Below are 17,576 nucleotides of genomic sequence, written 5' to 3'. Positions count from 1 at the left end.
CATAATCAGTTTATGTTTTTGATTAAACTGCTCAAGAATAAGTTTCAGATACCGGTTAACCAGTTCCTGTTTTTCCATCAAGTATTGCTTCAGATTAAAATCCATATTATTCATCTTTAAAGGGTTCTTCTTTTACATTACCATCACAGTCTTTTGTAAGCATCGCTATTTTTTTTTCAGTTTTATCTAAAAGATCGAGACAATATTTTGATTGCTTCATCCCTGATTCATATTTTTTTACAGCACCTTCAAGCGAAAGATTCCCGGATTCCATTTCCTTTACAATTTTTTCAAGTTCTTTTAAAGCTGCATCAAACGTTTTTTTCTTAGCCATTTGCTTTTTCCACCCTTGTAATCAGTCGTCCTTTAGAAAGAATCACTTCTATTTGATCGTTCTTTTTTACATCACCTGACTCTGTAATCACTTTTTTATCTGAAACAAATCTTGAAATACTGTATCCTCTTTTTAAAATCGATTCCGGATTCAGCGCTTGAAGTTTAGAGTCAAGCTTTAAATGATTTATTTTTATCAATTGCATATAATGCTTCATCATGCTGGTTAACCTTGATTCATAATCTTCAAGCCTGAACCTCAAATCAGAAACAATTGCCACAGGACTTTTTAATCTTGAAATCAAATAAAAGACGGTCTGGTTGAACAAAACAACTTTCTTATTCAATGATGTATTCAGACTTTTCTGCAAGCCTGAAATCCTTTGAACCAGATTTTTTTTATCCGGAAGCGCCAATTCTGCTGCTGCAGAAGGGGTAGGAGCTCTCAGATCGGCAACAAAATCTGCAATGGTATAATCAGTTTCATGGCCTACACCCGTGATAATCGGTATGTGAGAATCAAAAATTGCAGTTGCAACAATCTCTGAATTAAATGCGGCTAAATCTTCCAAAGAACCGCCACCGCGTGCCAGTATGATCAAATCAGATTTTTGATATTGATTGACAAGGTTTATAGCATCACAGATTTCATTTTGTGATCCATTTCCCTGGACTTTAACCGGAATAATTTCAAGCGGGCAGTTTGAAAACCGCCTTTGGGCAACATTAATAATATCTCTGACCGCAGCACCGGTACCGGAAGTAATAATGCTGATTTGAGAAGGTAAAAACGGAATTGGCTTTTTGTGTTTCTCATCAAAAAGACCTTGGCCGGATAATTTTTTTTTAAGTTGTTCAAATGCGACCTGCATGGAACCCACGCCTTCCGGTTCCAGATGTTCAAAAATGATCTGATAAGATCCCCTGGGTTCATACAGGGAAAGTCGTGCAAGGCCAATAATATTCATGCCGTTTTCAGGTTCAAACTTCAGGTTACGCTTTTGATTTTTAAACATCACGCCGCTTATGGCGGCTTGCGGGTCTTTTAATGTAAAATAAGAGTGGCCGGAAGCAGGAACCATATAGTTGGAAATTTCTCCGGTCACCCATATAAAAGGAAAGGTCTCTTCTAAAAGAGATTTAATTTCCCTTGTTAATTTAGAAACAGTATAAATATGTCCTGTCTTTTTTTCTGCCATTCTTATCCGTTACAAAGTTTAGTTCTAATGCAAAATTAATATATATAAAACAAAGAAGCTTTTTTAACAATAAAATTTTTGTTTTAAAAACCATTGGCAGTCATCATACAACAAATGAATATTGTGACTGCAATCACAATATTTTCCCTAAGGTCTGATAATATATATTATGTAAACTTTTTATTATATTGATCAAAACAGGCCTTATTTCAACACCTAACCAAATTATAATCTTGAAATCTCCCCCTTTCGTGTTATATTACATCTTAAATAATAACTTATTTGGAGGAACAAAATGGATTCATACTCTTCGGTTTCACAAAACGCTGTCCTGGTAAAAACAAATTCATTTATTAGAAGCGTATACAATTGGATGGCCATTGCGCTGGCACTTACTGGTTTTACTGCCTACTATGTGTCTCACAATGAAACCCTGGTTCAACTTCTATACGGAACCCCCGGCTTAATTATGATGCTGATTTTTGCAGAGCTTGGATTTGTGTTTTTTCTAAGCGCAAGAATTCAAAAGATTAATGCTGCGACTGCGACTGCCCTATTTACCATTTACTCGATTTTGAATGGGATAACCTTATCTTTTATTTTTCTTGCTTATACCGCTACATCCATTGTCTCTACATTTATGATTTGCGCTGTAACATTTCTTGCCTGCAGTGTTTACGGAATGGTCACCAAAAAAGACCTGACATCTCTTGGCGGATTTATGTTTATGGGCTTAATCGGAATTATCATCGCCTCTGTAGTAAACATTTTTCTGCAAAGCTCAGCCATGCAAATGATCATTTCCTATATCGGTGTTGTTGTGTTTATCGGCCTTACAGCCTATGACACCCAAAAATTAAAAACCATGTCAGCCACTATTCCCAATAACGCTACAGGTGCAATAATTCGAAAAGGTGCATTGATGGGAGCGCTTACCCTTTATCTTGACTTTATCAACCTTTTTATCATGATGCTTTTCATTTTTGGCGGTAACAGAGACTAGTTTTCCAGCACCAATAACCAAAAATACAAACGGGTATTTAAATTTATATTAAATACCCGTTTTTCGTTTAAATGTTTTTTTAATGCTTTTGCATATATCCTGGCAATACCTTTCAACCTGGCTCTGATCGGGTCCTTCCACCATTACCCTAAGCAAGGGCTGGGTGCCTGAATAACGGATTAATACCCTACCCCTATCGCCCAGTTTTCTCTCAACGGCTTTAATTGTATCTGCAATTATTTTGATTTTCATAAAATCCGGGCGGGACTCATCCACTTCCACATTCATGAGTACCTGGGGATAGACTGTCATAACTGAAGTAAGGCTGGATAATGACTGGCCTGTTTCCATCATTACCTCAAGCAGCTTTAAAGCTGAAAGCATCCCGTCTCCCGTTGTATGGTAATCTAAAAAGATCATATGGCCGGAATCCTCGCCACCAATGACAGCACCGGATCTCTTCATCTCCTCAAGGACCTTGCGATCTCCGACATCAGATTTAATATGGTCAATCCCAAGACTGGCAAGTGTCTTGCCCAAACCAATATTGCTCATAATTGTACTTACAACTACATTTTTATTCAGATTTTCCCGCTCTTTTGCAAACTTTGCACAAACAGCAAGAATTCTGTCCCCTGTAATCTCGTTGCCATTTTCATCAACAGCGATAAATCGGTCGGCATCTCCATCGAATGCGAGTCCAATGTCTGCTTTTTCTTTGACCACCAACCGTTGCAACTCTTGTGTGTGCTGGGATCCGCAACTATCATTAATATTCTTTCCATCAGGAGAATCATAAATAAATTGGACGTTAAACAATTTATCATTAAAGACCATGTGCGCAATTTTTGACGCAGCCCCATTTGAGCTATCAATAACCAATTTTAATTTTTTATCGAGTTTCTTAAAAGGAAACATGGACAGCAAGAATGCGGAGTACCTTTCCAAACTATCTGAAATTACAGCTATTTTTCCAACGTTTCCCCGTGGAACACTATCGCCGCCAAGGATATAATCTTCAATTTTATTTTCCTGTTCCTCTGATAACTTTTCTCCCCCATGCTTAAAAATCTTAATCCCGTTATCCTGATATGGGTTATGGGAAGCGGATATGACGATTCCTGCGCCTGCATTTTTAATATCAGAACACAGATATGCCACCCCCGGTGTTGGTATGACACCGGCCAGAAAGACATCTATACCTGTTGATGAGACACCTGCCGCAAGGGCAGACTCCAGCATATCTCCTGAAATCCGTGTGTCTTTCCCAATAATTACGGTTTTATAACCGCCCTCTTTGGCGAAGAGTCCAACCGCCCTTCCTGTTTTCAAGGCAATTTCACACGTTATGGGGTATCGGTTGGCAACTCCCCTGATCCCATCTGTCCCAAAAAGTCTTCCCATTTTTTAGTCCTGCCAGATTATTAGTTCATATTATTAACTTTTCAATCATTCTCTGTTCAATATGAAACAACCACTGACTGCCTTTTTCACACTCATCAGGTTCCAGGCTCTGAATGACTTTTATATATTTTTTTTCTACCCGGCTTATTTTTTTTTCAATAACCTGAATAAATATTTCGCCCTCTTTATTTAAATTATCATTTCCACATTCGGTTTTAAAAATTTCATCGGCCAGTTTAAATTTATCCATTGCTTTTTCATGGAGTGTTTTTTTTGACAACTTCAATTTTTCACAAAAAATCTTTAACCGCTGAATTCTCTCTTCAATACATTGATCTAAATTATACTGCATGCCCTTGATCAAGCCTTGGGAAAAATCATCATAAACAAAAAGCGGGCGTATATGCTTGTACCAGAATTTTAAGGAAATAAGCCCTGCTATATAATAAATATTGTTATTCAAAATGTGAGCCACATTTTTATAAACATAAAATTGTTTTGGAATGGATACATCCTTAAAAGCGCCGCCAAGTATAAGCCGGTTATTTTTCAATTCATTTTTCCTGATAATGGAACCGGCTGCTGTAATACAGCCATATCCTATCCTGACAGGCCCGACAAGACCCCCCTGCCCTCCTAAAAAAATCGGATCTGAATTCAGCATGACACCATGGTGGACATTCCCCATCATGGAAGGCGTGGCCTTGTCCTGATTTGGCGTATAATTAAAATGGATGAAAGAAGACCCGACTTCAGAATGATTTTTACGGCTTGTTCCACCGGCCATAAAACAATCGCAAAAATTAATCAGGCTGCCCAGGGTTACAAATGGGAACAGGATGGTCTGCTTGAGACCCACCGTATGGGCTGCATTGGCTTCTTCTTCAAATATAGTGCCTTCCCTTACATGTGCTCCGGAGCCAAATGAATTATCACCGGCAAAGACAGCACCTTTAAAAAAGCCCCCTTTTAATTTTGTATTTTCTCCGACTAAAGTGTTCTCAAGTGTAACCGGTGCTTCATATCCGATTTGGGAGTTCCTCATAATCAGGCAGCTTTCTCCAATGATCTTACAACCGCCGTAAATGATAACATTTTCACTTGAGATTCTGTCTGGATTGACATCCTCTGATATATAGACTGATTCGGGATTGGGAACTTTTATCCCTTTTTTTATGAGTGCCTTAACAATATTGTTTTCCATGAAATTATAAATAATTGTCTATAGGTTGAATTGTCAAGGTATTTTATTAAAGGTACAAATTGACATTATGGTGGTTTGTTTATATAAATTCCTTCTAAACCAATGGATACAATACTAAAACATTTTGACCCTGATCAGAAAACCGTTGAGCTGTTAGCCAAAGGCTTGGACTGCCATCCTCTTTTGGCTACACTGCTTTCAGCAAGAGGCATTTCCACGGTAGAGGATGCCATTTTCTTCTTAAATCCAAACCTTAAAAATCTTACCGATCCTTTCCTTTTAAAGGATATGGACAAGGCTGTGGACCGGATTTTTACTGCGGTTGAAAATCAGGAAAAAATACTTGTTTTTGGAGATTTTGATGCGGATGGTGTCACCGCCACAGCGCTTCTCAGTGATTTTCTTGAATATTCAGGTGCAAATGTTTCATGGTATATTCCCCATCGGATCAAAGAGGGCTACAACCTCCAGCCAGATCATATTCAAATGGCCTTGGATCAGGAGATTGATTTGATTATTACGGTTGACTGCGGTGTGAGCAGCCATGAAGCAGTCAAGGATGCCAATCTTGAAGATATCGACGTCATCATCACCGATCATCATGAGCCTTCTGCCACCCTGCCCTCTGCTGTGGCAGTGGTTGACCCCAAAAGAGAAGACTGTCCATCCGGTTTAAACTTTCTTGCTGGTGTGGGCGTTGCTTTTTTTCTTGTCATGGGTTTAAGAAAATTTTTTAGAGAAAAAAATTTTTGGGGTGACATCACTGAACCCAATCTCATAGACTATCTGGATCTTTTTACCATTGGAACCATCGGAGATATGGTTCCGTTAATCAATGAAAATCGTGTGCTTTGTATTGCAGGGCTTAAAAGAATCAGACAGGGGACAAGGCTTGGAATAAAATCGCTTGTCGAAATCTGCCGAATTGATTCCCGAAAGATTGATTCAGATGACATTTCATTTAAAATTGTCCCAAAGATCAATGCTGCCGGCAGAATTTCCCATGCCAGAATCTGTGTTACACAACTTACCAGCCCGGATATCGTTAATGCCGAAAAAACAGCATCTCTTCTTGACCAGTTAAACACAAAACGACAAAAGATCGAGAAAGAAATTATAGTTGATATTGAACGCCGCCTGCTCAAAAATCCCAACCTGTTAGACAGCAACCTCCTGTTTTTATGGGATGATCAATGGAACCCGAGTGTTTTAGGGATTGCCGCATCAAAGCTGTCAAAAAAATATTTTTGCCCGGTTATTTTACTGGGAAGCAGCGGTGAATATGCCATTGGTTCCGGTCGAAGTATCAATCATATTAATATCCATCAGGCACTCATGGAAAATGAGACGCTGCTTGAGAGATTCGGCGGTCATGCCATGGCTTCGGGACTTACGGTGAAAAAAAGTAATTTACCAGCGCTTTGTCAAAGTTTGAATCGGCATATGGAAGAAGTTTATTCTGAAAAAGATTTTCAAAAAACCTTGACCATTGATGCCATTCTTGATTTAGAAGATATCGATTACAACCTGGCCAAAGAACTTGACCGGTTAAGGCCTTTTGGTGTGGCAAACCCTGAACCGGTATTTATCTGTGAAGACATCCGGGTAACCTCTTCTTATATTATTGGAAACAACCACAGGAAAATGGTTCTTGAAAAAGCCGCTTCCATTTCCCGGCATCGGGTTGAGGCGTTTCATTTTAATATCAATGATCCAGATAATTCCCCTGATTATTATCCTAAAATTGCATTTAAGATTAAAATTAATAAATTCAAAACAAACACGGCTCAGATTATTATCGAGGATTTTTAATTTTTAGCTTGAAAAACGTCCTGTTTTTATTATATAAATATAGATTAATATTTTATGATTTTGATAAGTAAGGATAATTTTATGGCTAAAATTTTTTATACCGGAAACAGGGAAGCAAAACTTCTTTCAAAAATCGAATCATCCAAAGAACGGGAAAGAATCAGAACCATCAGCACCATCCGGGACAACGTAGATGCCTTTAGCAATAAAATCTCCATGAAACTCATTGAAACAGGCCTCGTTGAAACAGTCTCCAAATCCAGCATTGAAAAGCAAATAGCAAGGTGTCTTGATACTCTTTGTAAAGCAGACGATTTTGATATTGATTTTATGGTCGCCCCTTTTAGGACGCTTATTTCAAATCCTAACATTGCAAGCCTGTACCTGACAACATTTATTGTGGAAAAACTAATCAATCACAGAGATGTCATTGATGTTTATGGCAGTGACGAAGACATTTATTATTGTATTCAGAAAGAACTTGCAAACCTATTGCCAAAATCCTGATACAAGATATTCCATCCTGCCTTTGTTGAAAAGTTTAATCTGAGTTTAATGGTTTAAAAACCTCTTTACACAACACCTGTTATTTTTTTTAATCATTAAATTTTTCGATCCATTCAGCTATTATTCGATGACACTCATCAGAAGAAATAAAATTAAGACCGATTAATTTAAATGGAGGGAAAATATGAAATACGGATTTATGGATAAAATCTTAAGGGTTAATCTCACCAGCGGCACAACAGCTATTGAAACAATTCCAGAACAATGGGCCAGGGATTACCTGGGTGGTGCTGGGCTGGCAACAAAATATCTGTTCGAAGAAGTACCTGCTGATACCGATCCCCTAGGTCCGGATAATAAGCTTATTTTCATGACGGGACCTTTGACAGGCACCTCATCAGCAAGTGCCAGTCGATACTCGGTTGTTGCAAAATCCCCTCTCACAGGCTTATGGGGTCATGGAAACTCAGGGGGAAGTTTTGGACCTGCCATGAAACGGGCTGGTTTTGACGGGTTTATAATTGAAGGAAGTTCTGAAATTCCGGTATACCTTGAAATTCTGGACGGAGAAGTTAAATTGCTGCCTGCCAAAAATTTATGGGGCAAAACCGTTCCGGAAACCGAAGACATCCTCGAAGAGACGAGTGACAACAAAGTTACTATTGCGTCCATCGGTCCTGGCGGAGAAAATCTTGTACGATATGCTGCCATTATGAACAACAAGCACCGTGCGGTCGGCCGAACAGGTATGGGCGCCGTCATGGGGTCTAAAAAGCTTAAAGCCATTGTTTGTGCAGGAAAAGCCAAATTCGATATTGCAGATCCTGAAAAATTTAAAACAACTGCCAGACGTCAGATTGATTTTCTGGATGAATCCATGCTCAAAGTGGGGTTTGAAGCTTTTGGCACAAACATGGTATCGGACATGGTCAATGCACGGGGCGGCTATCCTACCCGTAACTGGCAGACGGGTGTGTTTGATGACATCGAAAAAGTCAACAGCGAGGCATTGACCAACACGGTTCTGGATAAGGGTGTATCCTGCTTTGCCTGTCCAATCGCCTGCGGTCGCGGCACAACGATTAAAGAAGGAAAGTATGCCGGAAAAACCGGTGAAGGCCCTGAATACGAATCTGCCAACACTTTAGGAGCCCTGTGCGGTGTATCTGACATGAATGCCATAACCATGGCTAACTATCTTTGCAATGAAAACGGACTTGATACCATATCTACAGGCTCCACCATTGCTTTTGCTTTGGAGTGCTATGAAAAGGGTATTTTGACCAAAGAAATGACCCATGGACTGGAACTTAAATTTGGTAATGCAGACCTGGTCATTGATCTGGTGAAAAAAATTGCTAAAAGAGAAGGTATTGGTGATCTTCTGGCAGAAGGTTCCCGCATTGCAGCTCAAAAACTTGGAAAAAATTCAAGCCATTTTGCCATGAACGTCAAAGGCATGGAACTGCCGGCCTATGATCCGCGTGCCGCAAAGATATGCGGACTGGGGTATGTGACAGCCAACAGAGGAGGAGATCATATCACAGCTTTTATAGAAGGCCCTACTTTTATTGATTCTCCCTTTGTTTTAGTGGATGACAGCAAAATAAAAGATCCTTTTGTTGCAGACCCCCGAGAAACAAAAGTTGTTGTGGACCTGGAAAACGCCTTGACCGCTTTTGATGCAATCGGGGCCTGCAAATTCATGGGTATGTTGCTTCCAGCATCAGACTATACGGAGCTGATAAATTATGCCCTGGGCTGGGACATGGATGTGGATGACTTCCGCCGCTGCGGCGAGCGTATTTACAACCTGGCACGGCTGTATAATGCAAAAGTCGGCATGGACAGGACCCATGATACGCTTCCTGGTCGCTTAATGAAAGATCCTTTGCCTGAAGGTCCGGCAAAGGGCATGGTCATAGATGAAGAAACCCTGGAAATGATGAAAGATGCCTATTACGATTTCAGGGGCTGGGACAAGACAACGGGCAACCCCGGATCTGATAAACTTTTAGCACTTGGAATTCAAGAAGATATTGCCAAGTAGATCCGCGGAAAAGCTGCAAAATAAATTATCTTGTCCTTTATTAATTAAAAAAAATAATCGCAGGAGTGAAAATTTTGAGTTATTTAGATAAACCCTGGTTAAAAAGCTATAAACTGGGTCCCTATAAGCTGGACCACAGCCTGGCACCCTATCCTGAAGAGCCTCTTTTCAATGTTCTGGACAATGCTGCCAAAAAATATCCTGCCCAGACTGCAATTCTGTTTCTTAAGCGCACCATTACCTACAAGGATCTCAAGATTTATGCAGACAAACTTGCCAACGCCCTGACAGGTCTCGGCGTGAAAAAAGGAGACAAGGTCTGTGTTTTCCTGCCCAACTGCCCTGAAGCTATTATTGCAGACTGGGGTATTTTAAAAACAGGTGCGGCAGCTATCCCAACCAGTATTCTGCGTACGGATGATGGACTGGTCCATGAAGCAGGCAGCGGAAAAGCCAAAGTACTGATCTGCCGTGAAGACCAGCTAACAAGGGTTTTAAATCTCAAGGAGAAATGCAGGTTTTCCTCTGTCATTGTGACTTCAAAAGAGGGGTTTGACATAGAACCCGTAGAAGAAGACATACCTGACGGCGTTTATGAGTTCAGACAGCTTCTTGAGGACAGCGAGGCTATACCACCCGACATAACAATAGACCCTAAAAACAATTTGTGTGAACTGGCCTTTACCGGAGGTGCCACAGGGGTGCCAAAAGGTGTCATGATCACCCATTTCAACCGGGCTTGTTGTATCCGCATGGGGCTTCCCTGGATGATGAAACCCATGATCAAGGGCATTCAAGGTAAATCCTCGATTCTTTTACCAGTGCCTCTGTTTCACTCCTACGGCCGGTATATGTCCCAGTCTGCCGCATATCTTGGGATGCGCCTGATTCTGATGCCTGATCCCAGGGACATTGAATTTATTGTGGAAACCATAAAGGAGTACAGGCCATTCATGATTACGGCCGTACCCACGCAATTCATGCGCATTGCACAGAAAAAAGTCGGTAGAATCAATGCGATCCCCATGAGCGGAGCCGCTCCTTTGCCAAAGGATGTAGCAGATTCCATCAAAGATGAACTTGGAAACCCTGTATCTGAAGGCTATGGTCTTACCGAAACCGGACCTTTAACACATTTTAATATCTCTGGTTTTTCTAAAATCACAGGATTCATGCTCAAGGAAAAAACAGGGCTTGGTGTGCCTGCCCCTGACACGGAATGTAAAATCATAGACCAGGATACCGGGGAGGAAACGCCCTTTGGAGAGCCCGGAGAAATCCTGGTGAAAGGCCCACAGGTCATGAAAGGGTATTGGCCTGAAACAGGTTCCGGTCTTACTAAAGACGGGTGGCTGAAAACCGGGGACATTGCCTACATGGATGAAGACGGTTATTTTCATATGACAGACCGGATCAAAGATATGATCAATGTGTCAGGTAACAAGGTCTATTCCACCCAGGTAGATGAGGTGATTTTTAAGCATCCTGCTGTGCTCATGGCAGCGTCATTTGGAGTTCCTGATCCCAAGATCCCGGGAAGTGAAAGAATCGCAGCGGTAATCAAGCTGCATAAAGACTATCCTGAAATTGTAACTGAAGATGATATCCGCAGTTTTTGCCGTGAACACCTGGCTCCCTATGCCGTGCCAAAGTTTGTGGAGTTCAGGGATGAACTTCCCATGACCGTTACGGAAAAACTTTTTAAAAAAGTTTTGCGGGATGAAGTCATAGATAAAATTTCACAAAAAAAAAATCAAATGAATCATATTGTTTACTAAAGGAGAAAATTCATGGCAACCTTTTATTACTGCACACCGGAATGGTTGAAAGAAAGTGCCAGGATTTACCGGTCAAATCCGCAGGCCAAAGAAAAACTGAAAAAACTTTCCGGAAAAATGGTTTATCGAGTCAAAGCAGAGCCCTCATGGGGGATTGAAAAGGACGTATTTTTTTGCCTGTTTTTTGAACAAGGAGAACTCATCAGGCTTGAACTGGTATCAGAAGAAAAGGGTAAAAAAGAGGCTGAATTCCTTATGGGAGCCACACCCCAGGTCTGGAAAAAGATCTTAAAAAAAGAAAGTAAATTTATCACAGAGTTTATGCTGGGAAAAATCAAGCTTGAAAAGGGAAGCAAAATTGGTGTGCTTGCTGTGGCTCCCCATGCCAATAATGTAATTGAGTTACTAACCTCTGTCGAGCTTGTTTTTCCTGATGAACTCTCAACAGATGAATTTGAACAATACAAAGCCAATATGAAATCATTTCGAAAAGAACTTGGTGTCTGATAAAAGACATATCAGGCCTATTAGCAATTTACCTAAGCGTTATTTGTGATTGTGGGGATGTCTTCCATGTTTATGGACATGCTCATGGCGATGGATATGAATTTCATCATCTCTTAAAATCTTACCATCTTCCATGGAATATATTTTATCTGTTACAGCTTTGGCAAAATCAAATTCGTGTGAAATGACAAAGTAAGAAATATCAAGACTATTGAGAATATGAATCAATTTTTCCTTAACCTTGTGATCCAACCCTGCTGTCGGCTCATCAAGCAAAAGAACCTCAGGCTCCATGGCAAGGACTGCAGCCAATGCGACCAGGCGTTTCTGTCCACCTGACAGCCTGTGGGTTACATGCCCTTCCAAAATTTGTATTCCAAGCCTTTCAAGGGTATTTCTTGCAGTATCAATGGCATCCTGGGGAGAAAATCCAAGATTCAACGGTCCAAATGCCACATCGTCCAGTACTGTTGGACAGAACAACTGATCATCAGAATCCTGGAATAATAACCCGATTTTGGAACGAACCGGAATAAAGTCTTTCTCATTTTTCAACAACTTTCCAAACACTTCTATGGTGCCGGATTCAGGCTTGCAAAGCCCCATGATCGTATGCAGCAACGTGGTTTTGCCGGACCCGTTGGGAGCCATCATTCCAATTCTGTCACCTTTGTTGATCTCAAGATTCAGATGATCCAAGACATTTGTATTTGATCCCGGATAAGAATAAGAAATATCCTCTAATCTGATTACACTGGAATTGTCAGTCACTGTTAGATCCACATAATTTCAAATATGACAAGACTTAAGCTTGCCGCAAATATACCCATTAAAAAAATCGAGTTTAATCTATTTGGCTGGTAAACGTCAAGGGTATGAAACTTTTGATTGAATCCACGGCACAACATGGCCTGGTGTACTCTTTGGGCTCTAAGTGATGCCCGGACAAAGAGCATGCCGGCAAGATAAGCAAATGTCTTATAGGAATGCAGATTGGTCTTAGGGTTAAATCCCCTGAATTTTGCAGCCCGCAAAAGCCTTTTGTATTCTTCCTCAATGACTGCAATGTATCGATATGACATCAATAAAAGGAAGACCATCTTGTCGGGCACATAAAGCCTGTGAAGCCCATTTCCAAGGGAAGCCACGGTCATTGTGGCAATAAGGGCGGTGAATATTAGTAATATGGTTATCGATTTAATGGTGATCTTGCAACATAATATGACACCGGAAACTGTTATTCTTAACCCATAATATTGGTACACAGTTTCTCCGTCAAAGGTTAAGGGAAGGATAATCCAGATCATCAAAAGGAACCAGAAAAGGGGTTTTAACCGATTAACGACATCCATCCATTTTAATTTAGCCATTGTGATTAAAATGGATGAAATAATAAAATAGAATCCTGCAATGTAAAGATTATCACAAAGTGCCGCAGCAAAAGATAAAATAATCGAAGCAATGATGCGTATTTTAGGATCAAGCTGATGGATGAAAGACCGACCTGATGCAAATTTTTCTTCAATCATTTCAAAAAAATTTCCTTTTTAAAAACTTTACAGCCAGGGCCAGTCCAAAAATTATGACAATGCCTGTGATTATTTTAAAGATAGAAGGACGTTCTTCCAGTTTTTCTTTTTCCTTCATTGCTGCCCGGGTATCTTTGGCTGAATGAACGGTCACAAGCTCATTTTTAGAAATTTTCCACTGGGCTTGATGGGCTGTTCCTGCATCAAGCTTTAATATAAGGTCAGAATCGATTTTATCAGGAATTTTAAATGAATAGTTTCCTTCCTGATCTGTAATTCCTTTATGAACAACCAAACCTTTCTCATCAACGATAGTTATAGTAGATTTTTTTGCTTTTCTTTTTGAACCAAAACTGCTTTCCGTATGTATCATGCCATCCTCAACCCATGCAAAAATGATGACCTTGTGAGCAAAGGCGAAGCTTGCAGGAATCATAGCTAATATGAGTGCAAAGAGGATGGTATGTTTTATTTTCATTTTTTTCTCACCGGTATAATTTCAGGATATACTTTTAAAAGAAATGTGACACAAAATCCTGTCACAATTCCTTCAATGATCATTACGGGAATGTGGGCCGTAATAATAACAAGGCTTGTTTCAAAAAAATTCTCGTCAGTGAACCATAAGGCCAGCCCTAATAACAGGGATGAGAACAATATGGAAAACAGACCGGCCAAAAATCCCGCAGTGAAATTAAGGGGAGATGATTTTCCCAGCAATGGTAAAAAAAGATAATGTACAAGTACTGCCGGAGCAGCCATCACCACAACATTAACCCCCAATGTCGTAAGGCCTCCATATTGAAAAAAGACTGACTGCAAAAGCAGTGCGGTCAGGATTGCCGGAACTGCTGCAAATCCCAGCAGCAATCCCATAATCCCGTTTAAAATCAGATGGGCACTTGCAGGCCCGATATTTACATGGATCAATGATGCCACAAAAAAAGCCGATGCCAGAATGGCCACATGAACAATGCGGTCATAATCAATTTTTTTTAACCCTATTGCGGTCCCGGCCATGGCCAGAACTGCGCCGGAGGCCAATACCGGACCTGAAAGAACGCCTTCTGAAATGTGCATACTATTTTTCCTGCCAACTCTCAAAGTTTACCCATAAAACTGCACCCAACTCTATATCCTTTTCTTCACCATTATGCATCAATTTTTTATCAGATGTATTTAATGCGGCAAACCCCCACCATCCGGCAACAGGTGCGGCATAGGTAAACACACCGTTTCCATCAGCCTTTATGGTCTGGGTTATCATATAGTCAGATGGCGCATGGACTTTCTTATCAATATTAAAAAATTCCACTTCTATTTCTGCATAGGGAACTGCTTTACCATCAAGCTTTACGATTCCCTGGAACACATTTCCGGCATAAAGACCAAAAGGTTTGGACAACGGAACAATTTCGGTTTTCAGTCCCAGCTCGCTGTCCCAGCCCTCATCATCACCAAAAGCGGCTACCACGGTTTTTGTATAATGAACAATAAAACAATCTTCAGCCGGTTCCCAATAGGGTTTGGGTTCCATTACAAATGTATATGCCCCGGGTCTTTTTATGGTATACCCTGTTTTCCAGGCCTTGTGATCCATAACTTTTGTTTCTTTAAGCGTTGCATTTAAATCCTGTTTTTCCCCATCGTTGATCACAAAAAAATCTTCCGGTTTTACAAGCGGCATCCCGACAATTTCAAAGGGATGGGAAAAAGAAAGTTGAAGTTCAAGTTTTCTTGAATCCTCCTGCATGACCATATTATCTGAAGGAATAACCATTCCAAAATGTGCTGAAGACAGGCCATAGGAAAAACAAATCATTAGACTTACAATACAAATCAGTTTAAAGCTTTTCATTTTACATCTCCTAAAAATTAAAAAACCACAAAAGGTGTCGGTATTCTTTTACCGACATTGCAACCTTCATGGTTTAAATTGTCTATTAATTTTTTTTGTTTTTCTTCAGACTTCTGCCTGAAATTAAATTTTAATTATCTTTTCACACCCAATATGTCAATGGATAATTTCCAGATTGAAATTTTTGGCCATGTACACTGCTTTTCTGAACTCTTCAGGCGTCACCGGTCTTGAAAGCTCTTTGACCCTGCAGGCATCTCCCATGGGGCGGTATTGGGACATGATATTAACATGGGTATGGGGGGATACTTTTTCTTTAAGGAATTTTAAAATATGATAGGTCCCCTCCAGGTTTCCCGGCATGACAAGATGCCTGACCATAAGCCCTGAACAAGCAATGCCGGTCTTATCCACTTTTAAATCCCCCACCTGATCAACCATTTCCTTGATTGCTTTCCTTGCTGTCTGAGGGTAATCCCGGGCATGACAGCATAATTTGGAAATCTCAGGGTCCCAAAATTTAAAATCCGGCATGTAAATATCAATGATATCTTTTAAAATACGCAGGGTATCAATGCTTTCATACCCCGAACAATTGTAAACCAGCGGGATATTCAATCCGTAACCGACTGCTATATCCAATGCTTTTAAAATCTGTGGAACCACATGACTGGGGGTAACAAGGTTGATATTGTGGCACCCTTTCTTTTGCAGATACAGCATGATAGATGCGATTTGCTCATCATCAGCCTCCTGCCCCATGCCTTGAACACTGATGTCATAATTTTGGCAAAAAATGCATTTCAAATTGCAATGGGAGAAAAAAATGGTTCCTGAACCTTTATTACCAACCAGTTGCGGTTCTTCACCAAAATGAGGTGCAAAGCTTGATACAACCGCATTTTTCCCTGTTGAACAATATCCTTTTTCTTGTCTTGTCCGATCCACCCTGCACTGCCTTGGACACAAAGTACACGAGGTCAAAAGAGCTGAGGATTGTTTAATTTTTTTCAATAACCAGCCCTTCTGTTTTGCCTTGATATATTTGGGAATGCAGGTATTCATTTAATTAAATTTGATGGCGTACTATTTGTATTATTGAATCCAGTTGGGCCTGTCTTTCATCCATACTTCAACCGTTTTTCGAATCCATGCCTCCATTCCATTTTCAATAAAGAACTTAGGAAGCAGGAGGTTGTCATCAGATGATATTTTTCCAATCTGTCTTGCATGGGAGGCCAACCCGGTACCCGGATAAATTCGAAGGCCGATGGTCACTTTGACCATTTCCAATGCAAGAGAATCCACAAATTCGAGACTTTCCAGCACAGTTTGCCGGGTTTCACCTGGACCGCCCAAAAGAAGGAATCCCATCCGGCGGATATCGCATTTTTTCAGCAGATCTGAAGCACGGCGTATATCTACTATACGGTACTGCTTATTCATCTTTTTCAGTATGATATCCGAACCGCTTTCTAATCCAAGGCTAACCTCTACGCAACCGGATCTTGCCATCTTAGTTACGAGTTCTTCTTCCAGTTTCCAGGGATAGAGAATACCTCTCCAGGTAATATTCAAACCTGATTGGATCATTTGATCGCAAAGGTCTTTTGAATAACCGGACGGCAGGTTGAAAGTGTTATCCACAAAAAAGAAATGATCAAATCCGGCAGACACGTAAGCGGTCAATGCCTCGATGATTCGACTTGGAGCACGCTTGCGGGTGATTTTTCCTTCGATCAATGGGGTTGAACAATAGCTACAGTCTAAAGGGCAGCCCCTGCGGGTTTGAAACGGCAACCAGATGATCTCATCTCCAATATGTTCCAAGGCAAAGATATGCTTGCCAGGTTGAGGAAAAGGATTCTGATCAATTTCCTTGAAAGTAGAAGGAGGGTTGCCAATGCCTTGCTCGGCATGATACAGGCCGGGAATATTTGATAAATCATCATCGTTTTTTAACCTGTCCAGAAGAGTGACAAAAGATTGTTCGCCCTCCCCCTGGATACCCATGTCTGCAGCAAGATATGTTAATGCGTGCCGGGGAAAAATGCTGTAGCCGGCACCACCGAGAACTATCTTGGCCTCAGAGTTCTGCCTGCACACAGAAACGATCTTTTTCACTGGATCGAGAAGAAACCGAGGCTGAGCAGAAACCTGATCATCAATATTTCTGACTGATATACCGATTATATCAGGTTGAACCTTTTGAATGCGCGCGGCTAACGTTTTCAGCGCTTCTGGTTCTGCCATCAGGTTAATTTGTGACACCTCGTGACCGGCATCTTCTGTTGCTCTGGCCACAAAAGCCATTCCCAAAGGCAGCACGGGCATATTGATCATTTCTGTATTGGCAGATACTAATAGAACCTTCATAAGAATAGAACCCATT

General features: G+C 40.7%; 17 protein-coding genes. 6 read left to right on the top strand and 11 right to left on the bottom strand.

The features are described 5' to 3' along the window. Positions 1 to 106: 106 nt before the first annotated feature. Both xseB and xseA read right to left on the bottom strand, forming a co-directional pair. Entirely contained in the window at positions 107 to 334 is a 228-nt protein-coding gene (gene xseB, locus QAI40_RS00305; protein WP_299977437.1) for an exodeoxyribonuclease VII small subunit, read from the bottom strand. Beyond that, entirely contained in the window at positions 327 to 1,532 is a 1,206-nt protein-coding gene (gene xseA, locus QAI40_RS00300; protein ID WP_299977434.1) for an exodeoxyribonuclease VII large subunit, read from the bottom strand. The genes xseB and xseA overlap by 8 nt, the downstream gene beginning before the upstream one ends. Before the next feature lie 295 nt (positions 1,533 to 1,827). Here xseA and QAI40_RS00295 point away from each other — a divergent pair, with 295 nt between their 5' ends. Continuing rightward, positions 1,828 to 2,535, top strand: coding sequence for a Bax inhibitor-1/YccA family protein (locus QAI40_RS00295; protein ID WP_299977431.1), 708 nt, complete (start codon positions 1,828 to 1,830; stop codon positions 2,533 to 2,535). A 48-nt stretch (positions 2,536 to 2,583) separates the two neighbouring features. On the opposite strand, the gene glmM is transcribed toward QAI40_RS00295, so the two are convergent. Next, on the bottom strand, positions 2,584 to 3,939 hold the full coding sequence (glmM, locus tag QAI40_RS00290) for a phosphoglucosamine mutase (RefSeq protein WP_299977428.1): 1,356 nt from the start codon (positions 3,937 to 3,939) through the stop codon (positions 2,584 to 2,586). Between the two features lie 25 nt (positions 3,940 to 3,964). Continuing rightward, positions 3,965 to 5,143 (bottom strand): protein GlmU, encoded by a 1,179-nt coding sequence (locus QAI40_RS00285; protein ID WP_299977425.1) that lies wholly within the window; start codon positions 5,141 to 5,143, stop codon positions 3,965 to 3,967. A gap of 102 nt (positions 5,144 to 5,245) precedes the next feature. Between QAI40_RS00285 and recJ the strand changes: the two genes are divergently transcribed. The 5 genes from recJ (at position 5,246) to QAI40_RS00260 (ending at position 11,797) form a co-directional block, all read left to right on the top strand. After that, entirely contained in the window at positions 5,246 to 6,955 is a 1,710-nt protein-coding gene (recJ, locus tag QAI40_RS00280) for a single-stranded-DNA-specific exonuclease RecJ (protein ID WP_299977422.1), read from the top strand. Positions 6,956 to 7,036: 81 nt separating this feature from the next. Next, positions 7,037 to 7,462, top strand: coding sequence for a hypothetical protein (locus QAI40_RS00275; RefSeq protein ID WP_299977420.1), 426 nt, complete (start codon positions 7,037 to 7,039; stop codon positions 7,460 to 7,462). Positions 7,463 to 7,646: 184 nt separating this feature from the next. Further along, positions 7,647 to 9,512, top strand: coding sequence for an aldehyde ferredoxin oxidoreductase family protein (locus tag QAI40_RS00270; RefSeq protein ID WP_299977417.1), 1,866 nt, complete (start codon positions 7,647 to 7,649; stop codon positions 9,510 to 9,512). A 74-nt stretch (positions 9,513 to 9,586) separates the two neighbouring features. Next, on the top strand, positions 9,587 to 11,290 hold the full coding sequence (locus QAI40_RS00265; protein WP_299977414.1) for an AMP-binding protein: 1,704 nt from the start codon (positions 9,587 to 9,589) through the stop codon (positions 11,288 to 11,290). Positions 11,291 to 11,302: 12 nt separating this feature from the next. Continuing rightward, a complete protein-coding gene (locus QAI40_RS00260; protein WP_299977411.1) occupies positions 11,303 to 11,797 on the top strand; it encodes an SCP2 sterol-binding domain-containing protein in 495 nt (164 codons plus the stop codon). 39 nt (positions 11,798 to 11,836) lie between these two features. Here the strand turns inward: QAI40_RS00260 and QAI40_RS00255 are convergent, their stop codons facing one another. From QAI40_RS00255 to QAI40_RS00225, 7 genes are all read right to left on the bottom strand, one after another. Further along, the gene (locus tag QAI40_RS00255; protein WP_299977408.1) at positions 11,837 to 12,568 is read right to left on the bottom strand and encodes an energy-coupling factor ABC transporter ATP-binding protein; all 732 of its coding nucleotides are present in this window, start codon (positions 12,566 to 12,568) and stop codon (positions 11,837 to 11,839) included. 2 nt (positions 12,569 to 12,570) lie between these two features. Then, complete coding sequence (cbiQ, locus tag QAI40_RS00250) at positions 12,571 to 13,326, bottom strand: cobalt ECF transporter T component CbiQ (RefSeq protein ID WP_299977405.1); 756 nt, start codon at positions 13,324 to 13,326, stop codon at positions 12,571 to 12,573. Position 13,327: 1 nt separating this feature from the next. Continuing rightward, positions 13,328 to 13,804 (bottom strand): hypothetical protein, encoded by a 477-nt coding sequence (locus QAI40_RS00245; protein WP_299977401.1) that lies wholly within the window; start codon positions 13,802 to 13,804, stop codon positions 13,328 to 13,330. Beyond that, positions 13,801 to 14,406 carry a cobalt transporter CbiM gene (gene cbiM / locus QAI40_RS00240; RefSeq protein WP_299977398.1) on the bottom strand — a complete coding sequence of 202 codons (606 nt, stop codon included), beginning with the start codon at positions 14,404 to 14,406 and terminating at the stop codon, positions 13,801 to 13,803. Before cbiM ends, QAI40_RS00245 begins: the two co-directional genes overlap by 4 nt. Position 14,407: 1 nt before the next feature. Further along, positions 14,408 to 15,184: a DUF4198 domain-containing protein gene (locus tag QAI40_RS00235; protein WP_299977395.1), complete on the bottom strand. Its 777-nt coding sequence runs from the start codon at positions 15,182 to 15,184 to the stop codon at positions 14,408 to 14,410. Between the two features lie 156 nt (positions 15,185 to 15,340). Next, on the bottom strand, positions 15,341 to 16,198 hold the full coding sequence (locus QAI40_RS00230) for a radical SAM protein (RefSeq protein WP_299977392.1): 858 nt from the start codon (positions 16,196 to 16,198) through the stop codon (positions 15,341 to 15,343). 81 nt (positions 16,199 to 16,279) lie between these two features. Further along, positions 16,280 to 17,560: a B12-binding domain-containing radical SAM protein gene (locus tag QAI40_RS00225; protein WP_299977390.1), complete on the bottom strand. Its 1,281-nt coding sequence runs from the start codon at positions 17,558 to 17,560 to the stop codon at positions 16,280 to 16,282. Between the last annotated feature and the right edge of the window lie 16 nt (positions 17,561 to 17,576).

Origin of the sequence: Desulfobacula sp., from assembly GCF_030611305.1 — a bacterium.
Lineage (GTDB): Bacteria > Desulfobacterota > Desulfobacteria > Desulfobacterales > Desulfobacteraceae > Desulfobacula.
The sequence above is the reverse complement of the archived record's forward strand: the minus strand, read 5'-3'. Positions and strand labels throughout refer to the sequence as shown.